Source organism: Pseudomonas sp. H1_G08, from assembly GCF_054681355.1.
This window is the reverse complement of record NZ_CP162822.1, coordinates 5510371-5529511: the sequence shown is the minus strand read 5'-3', so window position 1 is coordinate 5529511 and position 19141 is coordinate 5510371. Positions and strand designations below refer to the sequence as shown.

Annotated in this window: 13 protein-coding genes; 12 read left to right on the top strand and 1 reads right to left on the bottom strand. The window is 61.3% G+C overall.

The genetic code is table 11. From position 1 onward, the window contains the following. Positions 1 to 25: 25 nt before the first annotated feature. The 4 genes from AB4N85_RS24940 to accC all read left to right on the top strand — a co-directional run bounded on the left by AB4N85_RS24940 (position 26) and on the right by accC (position 4525). Positions 26 to 1972 (top strand): methyl-accepting chemotaxis protein, encoded by a 1947-nt coding sequence (locus AB4N85_RS24940; protein ID WP_460066288.1) that lies wholly within the window; start codon positions 26 to 28, stop codon positions 1970 to 1972. A gap of 241 nt (positions 1973 to 2213) precedes the next feature. Then, positions 2214 to 2669, top strand: coding sequence for a type II 3-dehydroquinate dehydratase (gene aroQ / locus AB4N85_RS24935; RefSeq protein ID WP_016771861.1), 456 nt, complete (start codon positions 2214 to 2216; stop codon positions 2667 to 2669). A 24-nt stretch (positions 2670 to 2693) separates the two neighbouring features. Continuing rightward, positions 2694 to 3152, top strand: a complete 459-nt coding sequence (gene accB / locus AB4N85_RS24930; RefSeq protein ID WP_016771862.1) for an acetyl-CoA carboxylase biotin carboxyl carrier protein — start codon at positions 2694 to 2696, stop codon at positions 3150 to 3152. A gap of 17 nt (positions 3153 to 3169) precedes the next feature. Then, positions 3170 to 4525 (top strand): acetyl-CoA carboxylase biotin carboxylase subunit, encoded by a 1356-nt coding sequence (gene accC, locus AB4N85_RS24925; RefSeq protein ID WP_024011424.1) that lies wholly within the window; start codon positions 3170 to 3172, stop codon positions 4523 to 4525. 65 nt (positions 4526 to 4590) lie between these two features. Here accC and AB4N85_RS24920 read toward each other — a convergent pair whose 3' ends face one another. Beyond that, complete coding sequence (locus tag AB4N85_RS24920) at positions 4591 to 8544, bottom strand: type III effector 1 (protein ID WP_460066284.1); 3954 nt, start codon at positions 8542 to 8544, stop codon at positions 4591 to 4593. Positions 8545 to 8738: 194 nt separating this feature from the next. Between AB4N85_RS24920 and prmA the strand changes: the two genes are divergently transcribed. The 8 genes from prmA to AB4N85_RS24880 all read left to right on the top strand — a co-directional run bounded on the left by prmA (position 8739) and on the right by AB4N85_RS24880 (position 19090). Continuing rightward, entirely contained in the window at positions 8739 to 9617 is an 879-nt protein-coding gene (gene prmA / locus AB4N85_RS24915; RefSeq protein ID WP_095180914.1) for a 50S ribosomal protein L11 methyltransferase, read from the top strand. Positions 9618 to 9647: 30 nt separating this feature from the next. After that, positions 9648 to 10907: a DUF3426 domain-containing protein gene (locus AB4N85_RS24910; RefSeq protein ID WP_460066281.1), complete on the top strand. Its 1260-nt coding sequence runs from the start codon at positions 9648 to 9650 to the stop codon at positions 10905 to 10907. 185 nt (positions 10908 to 11092) lie between these two features. Next, positions 11093 to 12103, top strand: coding sequence for a tRNA dihydrouridine synthase DusB (gene dusB / locus AB4N85_RS24905; protein WP_041480672.1), 1011 nt, complete (start codon positions 11093 to 11095; stop codon positions 12101 to 12103). After that, on the top strand, positions 12100 to 12420 hold the full coding sequence (fis, locus tag AB4N85_RS24900; protein WP_002555375.1) for a DNA-binding transcriptional regulator Fis: 321 nt from the start codon (positions 12100 to 12102) through the stop codon (positions 12418 to 12420). The genes dusB and fis overlap by 4 nt, the downstream gene beginning before the upstream one ends. An 83-nt stretch (positions 12421 to 12503) precedes the next feature. Next, the gene (purH, locus tag AB4N85_RS24895; RefSeq protein ID WP_095180917.1) at positions 12504 to 14111 is read left to right on the top strand and encodes a bifunctional phosphoribosylaminoimidazolecarboxamide formyltransferase/IMP cyclohydrolase; all 1608 of its coding nucleotides are present in this window, start codon (positions 12504 to 12506) and stop codon (positions 14109 to 14111) included. A gap of 147 nt (positions 14112 to 14258) precedes the next feature. Then, the gene (gene purD, locus AB4N85_RS24890; protein WP_041480674.1) at positions 14259 to 15554 is read left to right on the top strand and encodes a phosphoribosylamine--glycine ligase; all 1296 of its coding nucleotides are present in this window, start codon (positions 14259 to 14261) and stop codon (positions 15552 to 15554) included. A gap of 99 nt (positions 15555 to 15653) precedes the next feature. Then, positions 15654 to 18431, top strand: coding sequence for a hybrid sensor histidine kinase/response regulator (locus AB4N85_RS24885; RefSeq protein WP_236169638.1), 2778 nt, complete (start codon positions 15654 to 15656; stop codon positions 18429 to 18431). 62 nt (positions 18432 to 18493) lie between these two features. Further along, positions 18494 to 19090: a MarC family protein gene (locus AB4N85_RS24880; RefSeq protein ID WP_016771870.1), complete on the top strand. Its 597-nt coding sequence runs from the start codon at positions 18494 to 18496 to the stop codon at positions 19088 to 19090. The last annotated feature ends 51 nt before the right edge of the window (positions 19091 to 19141 follow it).

The following is a 19141-nucleotide window of genomic DNA, read 5'->3' as shown; positions in this document are numbered from 1 at the left end:
ACCATTCCTGCCGTTGGTAGCCGTCATGCGCCTGAAGTTGCTCACCAATCTCAACACTCTGCTGCTGGTCGCCGTCTGCGTGGCCCTTGGCGCCACGCTGTGGTGGTCGCAAAAAGCCCTCGAACGCCCCTATCTGTTGATGGAGCGTTACCTGGGGCTGTCGCAACAATTTCAGAATGAAGTGGCGCGCAACGTCGAGGATTATCTGGCCAGCGGTGACGCGCTGCGCCTGAGCAGTGCCGCCCAGGCTATCGACAGCGTGCAAAAGCAACTGGGTGACCTGCCCCCGACGCTGGCCGACACCGTGCAGCCAAGTCTGTCGAGCCTTGATGAATTCAGCAAAACCGACCTGCTCGCCGCCGGCAAACTGGCTGGCGATCCGCAGGCGCTGCTGTTGCAGGCCGAACGCGAACTCAGCGCCAGCCTCGACCAGCTCAACACCTACGCCAATGGCAACGCCGCCTACCTCGCACCACTGCTCGCCGCATCGCAGCATCTGGGCAGACTGTCGCTGGCGCGGGACAAACTGGTCAGCAGCGGGCGCAGTGAACTGGCTGCCGATGTCGAGCGCGAAGTGAGCAACATGCGCGCCCAGGCCGAGGCCATCGATGCCCTGCCCTTGCTCGGCGTGGTCGCCAGCAACGAATCGAGCAGTGACGATTTCGCCGCGTTGATGGGCATCGAAACCACCGACGAAGCCGCCGCTGAAGATGCCGGTGTCGGCCTCAAACGCGAACTCAACAGCTTGCTCGGCCGCTATCCGGCGGAACTGGCGCGCACCCGCGAGCAGATCCAGAAACGCGCCGAGCTCAGCGCCGCGACCCACGATAAAATCGCCAGCGTGCAACACGCCATCGCCGGCCTCGAACCGGTGGTACGCGCGCAACATGGGCAGATCCAGGGCGAAGTGCGGCTGATGCAAGGCGTGATGATAGGCCTGATTCTGCTGATCGCCCTGCTCATCGATACCTTGCAGCGGCGCCTGGCCCGCACTCTGACCAACCTCGCCCCGGCGCTGTCGACGTGGGCCGAGGGCGATTTCAGTCGCGACATCCAACTGGGCAAGACCAATCGCGAATTGCATGACATCGAAGCGTCGCTCAACCGCTTGCGCGCCTATCTGGTGGATCTGGTCGGCACCATTCGCGGCAACGCCGAGCAGGTCGCGGGCAGCAGCCGCACCCTCGCCGAACTGAGCAATGACCTGCACAGCGGCGCCGAACATCAGGCCGGCGATACTGCGCTGATTCGCGATTCGCTGGGAGAACTCGAGGCGACCATTCAGCAAGTGGCCGGCGATGCCCGTCAGGCTGCCGACGCCAGTCGTCATGCCGGTCTCGCCGTCGAGCATGGGCAGGCTGTAATCGGCCAGAGCCTGACCGGACTGCATGCGCTGGTCGGTGAGGTTCAAGGCAATGCGCAGATGATCGAACATCTGGCAGAAGAATCAGCAACCATCGGCGGCGTGCTGACAGTGATTCGTTCGATTGCTGACCAGACCAATCTGCTCGCCCTGAACGCCGCGATCGAGGCCGCCCGCGCCGGGGAGATGGGTCGTGGTTTTGCCGTGGTCGCCGAGGAAGTGCGCTCGCTGGCACAACGCACCGCCGGGGCCACGGCGGAAATCCAGACACTGATCGCCGGCCTGCAGACCGCCGCGCGGCAATCGGTCGAAGGCATGCGCGCGCAGGTCGAACACGCCGAAGCCACGGCCAGTCAGGCGCAAGCGGCGGACGGTGCACTGGACAAAATCGTTGGCGCGATACAGACCATCGCCGACACCGCTGTGCGCATCGCCGATGTCACCGCGCAGCAAAGTGGCGCGGTCAGCGAAATCCGCGATCACAGCGAGCGCATTCATCAATTGGGTGGGGATAACCTGCTGCGCATCGGCCAAGGGCGCGAACAGGGCGAGAATTTGTTGGTTCTCGGCGGCCAACTGCATACTGCCGTTCAAGCCTTTCGCGTCTGACACACCGCCTTCGCGAGCAGGCTCGCTCCCACATTGGAATGCATACCCCTGTGGGAGCGAGCCTGCTCGCGAAGGCGGCGGCCCTGTCATTACAAGTGACCGGATCCTGATCCTCGGTCACAAATTTCGCGCAAACATCGCCCATCGTGCCGCCTATTGCATGGAACTGGACAGTCACAAAGGCTTTGCGGCATAGTCGCCGGGTTCTGACGACTGCTCATTGATAACAAGGACAACGCAGATGGCAACGCTACTGGTGCTGCACGGCCCCAACCTGAACCTGCTCGGCACCCGGGAACCGGGGACCTACGGGTCGACGACCCTGGCGCAGATCAATCAGGATCTGGAGCGGCGCGCCCGTGAAGCCGGCCATCATCTGCTGCACCTGCAAAGCAACGCCGAGTACGAATTGATCGATCGCATCCACGCTGCACGCGGTGAAGGCGTGGACTTCATTCTGATCAATCCGGCGGCTTTTACGCACACAAGTGTCGCATTACGTGACGCGCTGCTGGGAGTGAGCATCCCATTCATCGAAGTGCATTTGTCCAACGTGCACAAGCGCGAACCTTTCCGCCATCACTCCTACTTCTCCGATGTAGCGGTAGGAGTGATCTGCGGCCTTGGCGCCAGCGGTTACCGACTGGCCCTGGAGGCCGCACTAGAGCAGCTTGAACACCAAGCTATACGCCCCTGACCGACCCTTGGGAGTTGATGATTCATGGATATCCGTAAAGTTAAGAAACTGATCGAATTGCTGGAAGAGTCCGGCATCGACGAGCTCGAGATCAAGGAAGGCGAAGAGTCCGTACGCATCAGCCGCCACAGCAAGACCCCGGCGCAGCAGTACTACGCGCCAGCCCCGATGCAGGCTCCGGCCGCTGCCCCTGCTGCCGCGCCAGTCGCTGCCGCTGCTCCGGCTGCCGCTGCTGCACCCGCGCTGAACGGCACCGTGGCCCGTTCGCCGATGGTCGGCACCTTCTACCGCAAATCTTCGCCAACCTCGCCAGCCTTCGTTGAAGTCGGCCAGACCGTGAAGAAAGGCGACACCCTGTGCATCGTCGAAGCCATGAAGATGATGAACCACATCGAAGCTGAAACCAGCGGTGTGATCGAATCCATCCTCGTCGAAGACGGCCAGCCGGTTGAGTACGACCAACCGCTGTTCACCATCGTTTGAACCGCGGAGAGCCTTTGATGACTGCGAAGTTGGAAAAAGTTCTGATCGCTAACCGCGGTGAGATCGCCCTGCGGATTCTGCGTGCCTGCAAAGAGATGGGCATCAAGACCGTCGCCGTTTACTCCAAGGCCGACAAAGAGCTGATGCACCTGGGTCTGGCAGACGAATCCGTCTGCATCGGCCCGGCGTCCGCCGCTCAGTCTTACCTGCACATTCCGGCCATCATCGCTGCCGCTGAAGTGACCGGCGCTACCGCCATTCACCCAGGCTACGGTTTCCTCGCGGAAAACGCCGATTTTGCCGAGCAGGTCGAGAACTCCGGCTTCGCCTTCATCGGCCCGAAAGCCGACACCATCCGCCTGATGGGCGACAAGGTATCGGCCAAGCACGCGATGATCGAAGCCGGCGTACCGACCGTTCCTGGCTCTGACGGCCCGCTGCCGGAAGACGAAGAAACGGCGCTGCGCATCGGTCGTGAAGTCGGCTACCCGGTGATCATCAAGGCCGCCGGTGGCGGTGGTGGTCGCGGCATGCGCGTGGTGCACAAGGAAGAAGACCTGATCGCCTCGGCAAAACTGACCCGCTCCGAAGCAGGCGCGGCGTTCGGCAACCCGATGGTCTATCTGGAAAAATTCCTCACCAACCCGCGCCACGTCGAAGTGCAGGTACTGTCCGACGGCCAGGGCCACGCCATCCACCTGGGCGACCGCGACTGCTCGCTGCAGCGTCGTCACCAGAAGGTTCTCGAAGAAGCACCGGCACCGGGCATCGACGAGAAAGCGCGCCAGGAAGTATTGGCTCGCTGCGTCAAGGCGTGCATCGACATCGGCTACCGTGGCGCCGGTACTTTCGAGTTCCTCTACGAGAACGGTCGTTTCTACTTCATCGAAATGAACACCCGTGTTCAGGTGGAGCACCCGGTTTCGGAGATGGTCACCGGTATCGACATCGTCAAGGAGATGCTCAGCATCGCCGCTGGCAACAAGCTGTCGTTCACTCAGGATGACGTGGTCATCCGCGGTCACTCGCTGGAGTGCCGGATCAACGCTGAAGATCCGAAGACCTTCATGCCGAGCCCGGGCACGGTCAAGCATTTCCACGCCCCAGGCGGCAACGGCGTTCGCGTCGACTCGCACCTGTACAGCGGTTATGCCGTGCCACCGAACTACGACTCGCTGATCGGCAAGCTGATCACTTACGGCGCAACCCGCGACGAAGCCATGGCACGCATGCGCAATGCCCTGGACGAAATCGTGGTCGACGGGATCAAGACCAACATCCCGCTGCACCGTGATCTGGTTCGTGACGAAGGCTTCTGCAAGGGCGGTGTGAACATTCACTACCTCGAGCACAAGCTGGCCAAACAGTCGTAAGGCTGAAGCGGCATGAAAAACCCGATCCCTGCGGATCGGGTTTTTTTATGCCTGCAACAAACCCATCAGACCATTACCGTGGAGAAGGCCTGCTGCTCGACCATTGCGGCAGATGCCCCCAGGCCAGCCTCATCGACCACCGCTCCTGCTGCGTTTTCATGTAACGGTCTGCGGGTGAACCGCCTCGTAAAGTTTCGGGCACGTATCGAGAGCCCGTCCGTGGCATAACTCGATCTGGCGATAAGCGGGTTGTACAGCCTGCCAATCTGACCAGAGGAATGCTTGAACACTCTAGAGACTCCATTGTTCAGATTCAGCACCACGCCATAGCTGTTGCCCAGGCACGACGAGTATGACCAGTAATCCCAGGTCGGCTGCAGGCCCTGTTCGCGCAACACTCGCCTGACCGGACCGCCGATGTCAGCACCCGCCGACAGCCAGTCGCCACCCACCAGCGTGGCGCGAATGTTCTGCGGTGTTCCCCCCAGACGCTCCAGCACCTGCGTGACACTTCGCTCGATCAACGGGCGAATATTGTGATCAAAATGAATGACCGCCCCCACTCTTGTCGTCGGGTTATACAGCGAGGCGATGACGCAACTCTGCGCATTCAACGAAAACAGGTAGTTATCCTGCGATCCGGGACGGAAAGCCGCCACCACGGCTTCGCCCTGCAGCGCGCCGCGGTTCAGCACGGGCTCGACACCTCCAGGAAAAGCATCATTCAAATTGTTCACGCGCCCAAGGTTGCGCACGTTGCCTCCTGTGAGTCCGACCCTGGCGTGTGTCCACTTGCCCCCCGGAGCAAGCTGAATCGGTTGCTGATAGATGGCGGTCGGGCGACGGGCATCGACCAGGCTCAGGCCACCGAAATGCGGATTTTCCCTGACCAGAAAGTACTTGCCTCTGTTGCGAATGTAATAGGCCGGTTGCGGCTGTGCAGCGCTGGGCGGGCTGCGCCAGGTGCCGAAAAAGACGCCTTCTTCGCTCACCCTTTGCAAATGTTCGGGCGTCTTGCTGACGGCCTGCCTGGCATGAAAGCGTACCTCCCGGATCGCCGGCAGCGCGTCCCTGCGTAGCGGAGCCACGGTATTCAGACGCTCTGACAACAACGAGACAGGCCTCATCGTGTGCTTCAGACTTCTGGCCGCACCGCCCAGCCACTTGATCGCACTGCCTGCGCCGACCATGGCAAACAGCGCCCCCCACGACGCCTCCAGCCAGTGGCCGAGCGCGCCATCGATGTCGCCCTCCAGATGCGCCGCGACCGCCTGACCAGCGCTGACGGCAATGAACACGACATCAAGCAGCAAGGCAAACGGAGGAAACACCATACAAAACGGTGCAGCTGCAAACATCAGCCCCTTGACCACTTGGCGTTCGATCATTTGCGCGCGGCTGGTGGTGATGTCCTGCACATCCGTGACCGCGCGCTCGATGTACGCGTTGAACTCGCTGCGCGCGTCAGTCAGGCGCTGCGCTTCGTGCAGCGTATCGACGCGTTGTTTTTTGGCCGCAATCGCATACAGGGTGCGCGACACGATGCTGCGCGCAGCAACCGGCGTACGCGCCATCAAGTAGTCATGCAAAGCGCCGGCGATGTCGCCGAACAGTGATTGATATGCACGCACCACAATACCGTCGGGGGCATCAGGCGTGTACAGCCACCAGGACGGCTCGGGGTCGAACGAGGTCAGCACATACACCCCGAGCACGACGTGATGACGCACGGTGAACCTGAACACGCCGTCACTTTCAACCATGCTGGCGCCCGGAAAATGCGTACCCGGTGCTGGCACCTCGCTCAACAGAGAGACCTGACGGACCAGCGCCGAATACACCGCGTCGCTCAATCGCGCCTGACTTCTGGCCACGCGTAAATCCCGGTCCATCTTTGACAGCAGTACGTTGCGGTAGGCAAAGCGACGCGGTTCGTAGGCAGCATCACGCGGGGCGAGATATTTGCCACGGATCTCGCTGGCGTATTTTTCACCCAGCCACGCCCGGCGCAGATACAGCGCCAGATCGGCGCTGCGCACCTGGCTCAGATCCTGGCCAACCGACGATCGCACGCCTTTTTTCGGATGTTCGATGCCGGAATTGTCATCGTAGCCGTGAATGGCCAGGTCGAGCAGCGTGGCCACCTGCTGCTTCCTGCGGTCGGCGACGCCAGGGTTGTAATCGATCAACACAGTGGCCGGATCGACCGGTTCCGGCACGTTCTTGCTGCGCATATAGGGCGTGATCGCTGCGGCAACCGAGCGCCTGGCGAAATCGACAAAAACCTCGAAACCGCCCAGCAGCTCGTTGAAAACCTGCTGATGAACGATCAGTTCCTGATTCAGACTGCTGATGCGCCGGCGAGCCTCGAGCGCGAGCGTCGTGTACCAGCGCAGCGAGTTGTCCTGCTCGACCCGCTGCAGGTTGTTTGCCAGGGCCATTTTTGCAGCGGCTTCGACGCACTCGTCGAACGACAAGGGCGTTCGTCGAAGGTCACTCTGCATGCCCCAGAGAGCAGGACTGGCCGCCGCAGCCACAAGATAATCACGTGCCGGGTGATGTGCAGCCGGCGAAAGCTGCTGCAACAGATACTCGCGACCGGATTCGCTCTGCGTCCAGCTCCATACTTCGCCGGTCAACGCCGCAATCGAAGGCAACCGAACCCACTCCTGACCGTCGGGTTTGTTGGGCGCGTACAGCACCAGGTTATTCACCGCTTGCTCAGTCTCTGCCTGGTAGAACACCAGAAGATCGGCGCATTGCATGCCGTTGGGCAGCGTCAAAGCGGCCACTTGCAACGGTTTCATTGCCGCTCGCCCAGACCACATCTGCTCGAGACGCTCATGGTCGGAATCCGCCAGATGAGCTGCGCAGCGCGCGACGAATGCGCTCTGCCTGAGCCGTACGGTGAACCAGTCGATGAGTGCCTTTTGCACGTCGGTGCGCTGGTACTGCTCGGCGAGGGCGCGCAGGTAGTCCGCCGGATAATCCTGTTCCGCCAGCATGTCGGCAATGAATGCCGGCTTGAGTGACTGGTTGCGCAATGGCGCAGGACTGGTGATCTCCAATACCGCTGCGAAGTCCTGACCGATCGGCCCGCATGCCAGCAGGTCACTGAGGCTGCGATTGTGGGTCGGCTCACCGACCGCCGAGCGCCATCTGAGCCGCACGTCGATTCGGTCTGGTTCAACCGCCATGTCGAGCTTGAGCTGAATGTATTCGATGGCCTGCTGGCGGGCAAAGTCGCGCAACGAGCCGTGGCCCTGCAGCAGGTCATCGAGAGCTGCCTGCGCCAGTGACGTCTGCTCCTGATAATCGCGCAACAAGGCGCGATCCGGCTCCTTCAGCGCCTTCATCCATGACGGCAGTTGCGCGAAGGAATGCGCCTCGAGAATCTTTTTCTCTGCGCCGGTTGCCAGGGCGGTCAATCGGTACCGACGCGTGCTGCGAGCCTGAACCCGGTCAATTTTGCTGCGCAATTGATCCAGTGTCAGGCCCGCCAGTTGGTCACGGCGCAACAGCAACTCGATGTCCTTGATATAGCGCCGCAGCTTGCGCTTGATCAGGCGATCAAACAGCGCTTCCTGCCCTTTTGTCGCCCAATGTTCTCGCAGGTATTTTTTGTACTGGTCGAGGAAGTGCAGCGAAACGCTATCCACCGTCCGGATCACATGCTCATGACGGCTGGACGGTAAACCGGTGTCAGCGCCCCCAGGCCAGCGAAATGGCGCGTCCTGGAGCGCCAGGAACATGACTGGCCGGCCGTCGATAAGCTTTTGCAGAATGGCGTCAAGCAGCGCAACCACAAAGCCCGGGGCGAAATGGCCGTCCGGGTAATGCCTGCGCAGTTCAGTCAAAGCGAAATGCTCCAGCGCCTCGAGCAACGTCATCTGGCTGTTCAAGCGCTTGTCGATCATCACCTGCCAGCGCGTGATGCGCAGGAGGATCTCCTGCACCGACCCCGTAGACGCAGCGGCTATCGGTGGTTTTTCTTCTACAGTCCCTTGTTGATCCGCCATGTCGTCCAGCCTTTTGTTGCGTAGAGATGAGCGCTCACTCTATTTGCCGACAAAAGTGCTCAGGCCATACATATGTATATCGCGGCCGCGAATGTGTAACAGCCAAGCGGTGTGTCCACTTTGCCGGCGACCTGGCGTAAACTGCGCGCTTTTGCAGCTTCGGGCTGCCCCACAGATTTTCAAAGGTGCCCGCCATGCCTTGGCTGCAAGTCCGTCTCGCCATCACCCCGGAACAAGCCGAAACCTACGAGGACGCATTCCTCGAAGTCGGCGCCGTGTCGGTGACTTTCATGGACGCCGAAGACCAGCCGATCTTCGAACCGGAACTCAACACCACGCCGCTGTGGTCGCACACCCACTTGCTGGCGCTGTTCGAAGGCGGTACCGAACCGGAGCCGGTTCTGGCCCATCTGGAATTGCTGACCGGCAGCCCGTTGCCCGAACATCACAGCGAAGTCATCGAAGACCAGGACTGGGAACGCAGCTGGATGGACGGTTTCGAGCCGATGCGTTTCGGCCAGCGTCTGTGGATCGTGCCGAGCTGGCACGCCGCGCCCGAGCCTGGCGCGGTCAACCTGCTGCTGGACCCGGGCCTGGCGTTCGGCACCGGCACCCACCCGACCACCGCACTGTGCCTGGAATGGCTCGACGGTCAGGATCTGAAAGGCTGCCACGTGCTCGACTTCGGCTGTGGCTCGGGGATTCTGGCGATTGCCGCCCTGCTGCTCGGCGCCAAACAAGCTGTGGGCACCGACATCGACGTACAGGCACTGGAAGCCTCGCGCGACAACGCTGGGCGCAACAATATTGCCGATGAGCTGTTCCCGCTGTACCTGCCCGAGGATCTGCCGCAAGTTCAGGCCGACGTGCTGGTCGCCAACATTCTCGCCGGCCCGCTGGTGTCGCTGGCGCCGCAACTGTCCGGTCTGGTCAAGAGCGGCGGGCGCCTGGCGCTGTCGGGCATTCTCGCCGAGCAGGGCGAAGAAGTAGCGGCAGCTTATGCGCAGGACTTCGAGCTCGACCCGATCGCCAATCGCGACGGCTGGGTGCGCATCACCGGGCGTCGGCGCTAAAATGACCGCTTGCCTGAACCGGATCGCCGCATGACCGACAGTTTCGTCACCCAATGCCCGCATTGCCAGACCAGTTTCCGCGTCAACCATGCTCAATTGAGCGTGGCGCGCGGGGTGGTTCGTTGCGGCTCCTGCCTGCAAGTGTTCAATGCCGCCAAGCAGCTGCTCAAGCAACATTCCGGCAAGGACACGGTGACGCCGCTCGCACCAGCGCTGCCTGAAGCGCCCGCGCCTGTCAGCGATTCTGCGGTCGTCGAACAGATCCCCGCACCGCGCGCCATCAGCCAGAAGCAATGGAGCGCGTCGGAACTGGATCTGGACAGCCTCGATCTGGACGAAGAACTCGCCCGCCTCGAACAGCGCGAAATCCAGCCGGCCGCCGAATTCGGCCGTACCCGCGAAGAATCCTTGAGCGCCCGACGCGACAGCCCGGAGCCGGACGAAGGCACATGGCCCGACAGCCTGTTCAGCGAGCCTGCGGATGAGCGCAGCGTAGCGCCGGATATCGAGCCGGATATCGACGGCATCGAAACCCTCGAACCCGAGCGCACCGAACCTTCGCTGTCGCTGGAGCCGGTGGATCTGGATGACGAGCCGCCGATCCCGCAACTGCGCCTGCACGATCCGATCGATCCCAACGCCCGCCGCGAACGCCTGTCAGCCAGCGACGACAACGATGACGACGATCTGCCATTGATCACTTCGCCGCGCAAAAAACGCGAACGGGCCGAGCCCGGCGTGCGCGCCGAGGTCCTGCAGGATCTGACCGACGACCCGCTGCAACTGGACTGGCAGCAGCGCCGCTCGCCCTGGGGCCGGCGCCTGCTCTGGCTGGTGCTGGTGGTGTTGGCGGCCGGCGGCCTTGCCGCCCAGTACATCGCCTATCACTTCGAGGAACTGGCGCGGCAGGATCAATACCGACCGTGGTTCCAGCAGATCTGCCCGCAGATCGGCTGCACCGTGCCGTCGAAAGTCGATATCGGCAAAATCAAGAGCAGCAACCTGGTGGTGCGCAGCCATCCCGAGTTCAGCGGGGCGCTGGTGGTCGATGCGATCATTTACAACCGGGCGACGTTTTCCCAGCCGTTCCCGTTGCTCGAACTGCGTTTTGCCGACCTCAACGGTCACCTGATCGCCAGTCGTCGCTTCAAACCCGGCGAGTATCTGAGCGGCGATCTCGAAGGCCTGGCGGAAATGCCGCCGCAGACGCCGATCCACATCGCCCTGGATATTCTCGATCCGGGGCCGAAAGCGGTGAATTACAGCCTGAACTTCCACTCACCGGAATGAACCGCTTCAGCGTTTCCGGATTGACGGCATTTTTCTGACTGGATCGCGGCCAACCAAACCGTTGGCGATAACAGAATAACTGTTCAGATTTTGTTCAATTCAGCCTTTAACCAGTCATCGAGAGCGGGTATCATGCCCACCCTTTTTCGAACTCTCATGATCCGGCCCCACTTCAGGGAAGTCCTATGTCGGCGGTACGCATCGGCCCATATACATTGCAAAACGGTTTGATTCTCGCCCCGATGGCGGGCGTCACCGACCAGCCCTTTCGTCAGCTGTGCAAGCGTCTGGGCGCAGGGCTTGTAGTCTCGGAAATGGTCACCAGTGACATGAGCCTGTGGAATACCCGCAAGTCGCGCATGCGCATGATCCACGAAGGCGATCCCGAGCCGCGCTCGGTGCAGATCGCCGGTGGCGACGCGCAGATGCTGGCCGATGCGGCACGGGCCAACGTCGAACTGGGCGCACAGATTATCGATATCAACATGGGTTGCCCGGCAAAGAAGGTCTGCAACAAGGCCGCCGGCTCCGCGTTGCTGAAAGACGAAGCACTGGTGACCGAGATCCTGCAGGCCGTAGTGGCCGCGGTTGATGTGCCGGTCACCCTGAAGATCCGCACCGGCTGGGATCGCGAAAACAAGAACGGTCTGAACGTGGCGAAGATCGCCGAACAGGCCGGGATCACAGCGCTGGCCGTGCATGGCCGCACCCGCGCCGATCTGTACACAGGGGAAGCCGAGTACGACACGATTGCCGCGATCAAGCAGGCCGTGTCGATCCCGGTGTTTGCCAACGGCGATATCGATTCGCCGGAAAAGGCCCGATACGTGCTTGATGCGACCGGTGCCGATGGCCTGCTGATAGGCCGTGCCGCTCAAGGGCGGCCATGGATTTTTCGCGAGATCGAACACTTCCTGCGCACCGGCGAGAAATTGCCGGCGCCGGAACTGAGCGAAGTGGAACGCATCCTGCTGGAGCATCTGGCTGCCCTTCACGCCTTTTATGGTGACGTGATGGGCGTGCGCATTGCCCGCAAGCATGTGGGCTGGTATCTCGCAACCTTGCCGGGCGCCAGGGAGTTTCGCGCCCGTTTCAATCGTTTGGATGGTACGGAAACACAATGCGCCGACGTTCGGGAGTTCTTCGCCGAGCGTTACAAGAGCCTGACAGGGGACGAAGAAGGGGTGGCCGCATGACGATGATGACCGAGACTTTAGTGAGTGGAACAACACCCGTGAGCGACAACGTGAATTTGAAACAGCACCTCAACACGCCGAGCGAAGAAGGCCAGACCCTTCGCGGGAGTGTCGAGAAGGCGCTGCACAATTATTTCGCCCACCTTGAGGGCGCGTCCGTCACGGATGTGTACAACCTGGTGCTGTCCGAAGTCGAGGCGCCCCTGCTCGAAAGCGTGATGAACTACGTCAAGGGCAACCAGACCAAGGCCAGTGAGCTGCTGGGACTGAACCGCGGCACGCTGCGCAAGAAACTCAAGCAGTACGATCTGCTGTAAGCATTCAATCAAACCAGAAAGGCGCCCGCGTAAAAAACGGTCGCCTTTTTTGCTGACTTCCTTTGCTTTTGATGGAAATTGAGATGACCGACCAGACTACCCGCCTGCCGATCCGCCGCGCCTTGATCAGCGTTTCCGACAAGACCGGGATCCTCGAATTCGCCAAGGAGCTCGAAGCTCTGGGCGTCGAGATCCTCTCCACCGGCGGAACGTTCAAGCTGCTGCGTGACAACGGCGTTGCCGCAGTGGAAGTCGCGGATTACACCGGTTTCGCCGAGATGATGGACGGTCGGGTGAAAACCCTGCACCCGAAAATCCACGGCGGCATCCTCGGTCGTCGCGGTACTGACGACGCGATCATGAACGAGCACGGCATCAAGCCGATCGATCTGGTAGCGGTCAACCTGTACCCGTTCGAAGCGACCATCAACAAGCCAGGCTGCGACCTGCCGACCGCCATCGAGAACATCGATATCGGCGGCCCGACCATGGTCCGTTCGGCAGCGAAAAACCACAAAGACGTGGCCATCGTGGTGAATGCCAGCGATTACGCCAACGTTCTGGAAAATCTCAAGGCCGGCGGCCTGACCTACGCTCAGCGTTTCGACCTGATGCTCAAGGCCTTCGAACACACCGCCGCCTACGACGGCATGATCGCCAACTACATGGGCACCGTGAACCAGGCCGCTGAAACCTTGAGCACTGAAGGTCGCAGCGAATTCCCGCGCACCTTCAACAGCCAGTTCATCAAGGCTCAGGAAATGCGCTACGGCGAGAACCCGCACCAGAGCGCGGCGTTCTACGTGGAAGCCAGGCCTGCCGAAGTCGGCATCGCCACCGCGACCCAGCTGCAAGGCAAAGAACTGTCGTACAACAACGTCGCCGACACCGACGCTGCGCTGGAATGCGTGAAGAGTTTCGTCAAGCCAGCCTGCGTGATCGTCAAGCACGCCAACCCGTGCGGCGTGGCGGTCAGCCCGGACGCTGAGGGCGGCATTCGTCAGGCTTACGAACTGGCCTACGCCACCGACACCGAGTCGGCGTTCGGCGGCATCATCGCCTTCAACCGTGAACTGGATGCCGAGACCGCCAAAGCGATCGTCGAGCGCCAGTTCGTTGAAGTGATCATCGCCCCATCGGTCAGCGAAGAAGCCCGCGCCATCGTCGCGGCCAAAGCCAACGTACGCCTGCTGGCCTGCGGCGAGTGGTCGGCTGAGCGCGCCGCTGCCTGGGATTACAAGCGCGTCAACGGTGGCCTGCTGGTGCAGAGCCGTGATATCGGCATGATCAGCGCCGATGACCTGAAAGTGGTGACCAAACGCGCGCCGACCGAACAGGAAATCCACGATCTGATCTTCGCTTGGAAAGTCGCCAAATACGTCAAATCCAACGCCATCGTCTACGCCAAGAACCGCCAGACCATCGGTGTCGGCGCCGGCCAGATGAGCCGCGTCAACTCGGCACGCATCGCCGCGATCAAGGCTGAGCACGCCGGTTTGCAGGTGGCCGGTTCGGTCATGGCGTCCGACGCGTTTTTCCCGTTCCGCGACGGTCTGGACAATGCGGCCAAGGTCGGCATCACTGCGGTGATCCAGCCGGGCGGCTCGATGCGTGACAACGAAGTGATTGCTGCTGCTGATGAAGCCGGCATCGCAATGGTCTTCACCGGCATGCGCCACTTCCGTCACTGATACACCGATTCAAATGTGGGAGCGAGCCTGCTCGCGAATGCAATCTGCCAGCGACGTTGACGTTGACTGACACACCGCTTTCGCGAGCAGGCTCGCTCCCACATAAAGCGCTCCAGCAGCGCCTGACAGATTTTTGAGGTTTTTGAAATGAATGTTTTGATCATTGGCAGCGGTGGCCGTGAACACGCTCTGGCCTGGAAAGTGGCTCAGGATCCGCGTGTGCAGAAGGTTTTCGTTGCACCGGGCAACGCTGGCACCGCCATTGAAGCCAAATGTGAAAACGTTGCCATCGACGTGTTGGCGCTGGAGCAACTGGCCGATTTCGCGGAAAAGAACGTTTCCCTGACCATCGTCGGCCCGGAAGTGCCGCTGGTGGCCGGCGTGGTCGATCTGTTCCGCTCCCGTGGCCTGGACTGCTTCGGTCCGACTGCCGGTGCTGCGCAACTGGAAGGCTCGAAAGCCTTCACCAAGGATTTCCTCGCCCGCCACAAGATCCCGACCGCCGATTACCAGAATTTCACCGAGATCGAGCCGGCCCTGGCTTATCTGCGTGAGAAAGGCGCGCCGATCGTGATCAAGGCCGATGGCCTGGCTGCCGGCAAAGGCGTGATCGTCGCCATGACCCTGGCCGAAGCCGAAGACGCCGTGCGTGACATGCTCGCTGGCAACTCGTTTGGCGACGCCGGTTCACGCGTGGTGATCGAAGAATTCCTCGACGGCGAAGAAGCTTCGTTCATCGTCATGGTCGACGGCAAGAACGTGCTGCCGATGGCCACCAGCCAGGATCACAAACGCGTCGGCGACGGCGACAGCGGCCCGAACACTGGCGGCATGGGTGCTTATTCCCCTGCCCCGGTGGTCACCGCCGACGTGCACCAGCGCGTGATGGATCAGGTGATCTGGCCGACCGTGCGCGGCATGGCCGAGGAAGGCAACGTCTACACTGGCTTCCTTTATGCCGGTCTGATGATCGACAAGGCCGGTAACCCGAAAGTCATCGAGTTCAACTGCCGCTTCGGCGATCCGGAAACCCAACCGGTGATGCTGCGTCTGCAATCGAGCCTGGTGCTGCTGGTTGAAGCCGCATTGGCGCAGGCACTGGACAAAATTGAAGCACAGTGGGATCCGCGTCCGAGCGTTGGCATCGTTCTGGCTGCTGGCGGCTACCCGGGCGACTACGCCAAAGGCGCAGCGATCAACGGTCTGGACGCAGCGTCAGGTCTGGAAGGCAAAGTCTTCCACGCCGGCACCGCGTTAAAGGACGGTCAGGTCGTTACTGCCGGTGGTCGTGTACTGTGTGCCACTGCCATGGGCGCCACCGTGGGTGAAGCTCAGCAGCAGGCCTACAAACTGGCCGCTGCCATCGACTGGGAAGGCTGCTTCTACCGCAAGGACATCGGCTACCGCGCCATTGCCCGTGAACGCGGCGAAACCCAGGAGTAAGCGATCCATCAGGCCCGGCGCGGGATGCCATTCCTCGCCGGGCTGTTCGGTCGTCGCGCATCGTTATATTCTGGCATCAACCTACGAAGGGATTTCGCCGTGCGCTGGCTCAGGATTGCCATAAGCTTCACCGTCACGCTGATGACCTTGCTCTGCATGCTCCCGGCCCAGGCCGCGCAAGGCAGTGGCTGGTCGGTATTGCTTGACGATCAGGGCATCCTGCAACTGAGCGACATCCGCTCCGCTCGCTACACCAATCAATTCAGCCCCATCGAGCTTGACCGTCTGACCGCGGCCGAACCCGAGGGCGCCCTGTGGCTGCGCTTCAAACTGGCGCCGGGCAAGCACGAACAAGTGCTGCGCATCTTTGCCCCCGACCTGTCACAACTCAATCTCTACGTGCTCGACGGCGACCGGCTGATCGAGCAACGCAATACCGGCAACGAACGGCCGCAGGCCGAACATCCTTTGCCAAGCAGCGATTTCATGCTGCCCCTGCCCCAGGCCGACAAGCCGCTGGACGTCTACGTACGCATGGTCTCCGGCCATCAGCTACGCCCGCACATCACCCTGCAAGCGGCAATCGAGGGCGCAGCCGATCAGAAGCAGACGCTGATTTTCGGCCTGCTGTTCGGCTGCCTCGCCATGCTCCTGCTGCACAACCTGGTGCGCTACGCCTACTCGCGCTCGCGCAGCAGTCTGTGGCTGGCGATCTGTGAAGGCCTGCTCGGACTGAGTCTGTTCCTGTTGCTCAATCTCGCCGGTCCGTGGTTGCCGAACTGGCAAGCCATTCAGACGCCGGGCGCTTATCTGGCATTGCTGCTGACGGCTCCAGCCGGATTGATGTACGCCCTGCGCTTCTTTGCACCACTGGGCCAGCATCCGCTGAACAAACTGCTGTGGGGCGACATTCTGTTGATCGTCACGTGCAGCCTGTTGCTGCTGTTCGTCAACACCTTGCCGCTGAACATCATCACCTACGCATTGGTCGCATTGGCCGGTCTGAGCATGTTGCTGGTGGGTTTCTATCACTGGCAGAAGGGCTATCGCCCGGCGTGTCTGTTCGTCGCCGCCATGATCGTGTTCAACATCGGCACCCTGGTTATCCTGCCGGCGCTACTGGGGCTGACCCTGGTCACGCCGCAAGGCCTGATCATGACGCTGATGGTGTTCATCTGCATCAGCGGTCTGCTGATGAGCGTCGCCTTGGGCGAGCGACAGCGCAGCATCACTGAAAGTCGTTTCAGCATCAGCCGCGACCTGGCGGCAAGCAACGCCGAAATCAACGCCAAAGCCGAATTCCTCGCCAAGATCAGCCACGAAATCCGCACACCGATGAACGGCGTACTGGGCATGACCGAGCTGCTGCTGGGCACGCCGCTGTCGGTCAAGCAACGCGATTACGTGCAAACCATCCACAGCGCCGGCAACGAACTGCTGACGCTGATCAACGAGATCCTCGACATCTCCAAGCTCGAATCCGGGCAGATCGAACTTGATGACGTGCAGTTCGACCTCAACGCGCTGATCGACGATTGCCTGAGCATCTACCGGGCCAAGGCCGAGCAACAGAACGTCGAGCTGATCAGCTTCATCCAGCCGCAAGTGCCACGGGTAATCAGCGGCGATCCGACGCGCCTGCGCCAGACCTTGCTGAGCCTGCTGGAAAATGCCCTGAAGAAAACCGAAGAAGGCGAAGTGCTGATCGTCGTTGCACTGGATGAGCGCAGCAGCAAGCCGCGCCTGCGCATTGCCGTGCAGGACAGCGGCGTGCCGATGGAGCCGGAAGAGCGCGAAGCACTGTTGCACGCCGAATTGCACAGCAAGCACTTCCTCTCGGCCAATCGCCTGGGCGGCAATCTCGGCCTGGTGATTGCGCGCCAACTGATCCGCCTGATGCAAGGCGAGTTCGGCATCAAGAGCGGCGCCACCCAGGGCAGCACTTTGTGGCTGACCCTGCCGCTGGACCCGGATCGCCTCGAACATCCGACCTCCGACCTCGACAGCCCGCTGCAAGGCGCGCGGGTATTGGTGGTCGACGACAACGACACTTGCCGCAAAGTGCTGGTGCAGCAGTGCAGCGCCTGGGGCCTGAATGTCAGCGCCGTGCCGTCGGGCAAGGAAGCGCTGGCGCTGCTGCGCACCAAGGCGCATCTGCGCGATTACTTCGACGTGGTTCTGCTCGACCAGAACATGCCCGGCATGACCGGCATGCAACTGGCAGCGAAGATCAAGGAAGACCCGAGCCTGAACCACGACATTCTGCTGATCATGCTCACCGGCATCAGCAACGCGCCGAGCAAGATCATTGCGCGCAATTCGGGGATCAAACGAATACTCGCCAAACCGGTGGCCGGCTATACGCTCAAGACCACGCTGGCTGACGAGCTCAATCAACGCAACAAGGGCCAGGTCGCGTTCCAGCCGCAGGTCGTTACGGCGGCCACAGCGGCCAAAGTGCCGAGCGACTTCCGCATCCTCGTCGCCGAAGACAACACCATTTCGACCAAAGTGATCCGTGGCATGCTCGGCAAGCTCAACCTGCAACCGGACACCGCGAGCAATGGTGAAGAAGCGCTGCAAGCGATGAAGGCCCAGCGTTACGACCTGGTGCTGATGGACTGCGAAATGCCGATCCTTGATGGCTTCTCCGCCACTCAGCAACTGCGCGCCTGGGAAGTCAGCAATCAGCGCATCCGCACACCGGTTGTAGCCCTCACCGCGCACATCCTCGCCGAACACAAGGAGCGCGCCCGGCAGGCCGGCATGGACGGGCACATGTCCAAACCGGTCGAGCTCTCCCAGTTGCGCGAGTTGATCGAACACTGGGTTGCCCAGCGCGATCAGCAGAACCGGGCCACGACCCAGCCGTCGTAAACCGACAGAATCTGCGGTGCCTGATAGACTCCCCCCGACTCCATCGCCAGTGAGCTTGCATCATGCTCCATGTGTTGTTCAGCGTTTATCTGAAGATGCTGGTGCTCTACAGCCCGTTCTTCGTGTTGTCCTGCTTTATCAGCCTGACCCGTGGCTATTCGCGCAAGGAACAGCGGCGTCTGGCGTGGAAGGTCGCCCTCGCGACGCTGATTTCCAGTGTGCTGCTCTATTTATTCGGGCGGGTGATTTTCGATGTCTTCGGCATCACCGTGGACGCCTTCCGCATCGGTGCCGGCAGCGTGTTGTTCATTTCCGCGCTGGGCATGGCTCAGGGCAAACCGGCGGTGCAGGCCGACAATGTGCAGCAGGACGTGACCATCGTGCCGCTGACCATTCCGCTGACGGTCGGCCCCGGCACCATCGGCGCCTTGCTGGTAATGGGCGTCAGCCAGCCGCACTGGGACGACAAGCTCACTGCAATCATGAGCATCGCCCTGGCCAGTTTTACTGTCGGAGTGGTGCTGTATCTGTCCAATCGCATCGAGCGGATTCTCGGCGATCAGGGCTTGCAGATTGTCAGCCGCTTGATGGGATTGTTTGTTTGCGCACTGGCCGCGCAAATCATCTTTACCGGTGTGAAAGGCTATCTGGTGCCTTGAGTGTTGTTGCGGCGCAACCGCCACAACGAAACGCCGCGTACGGTCACCGTT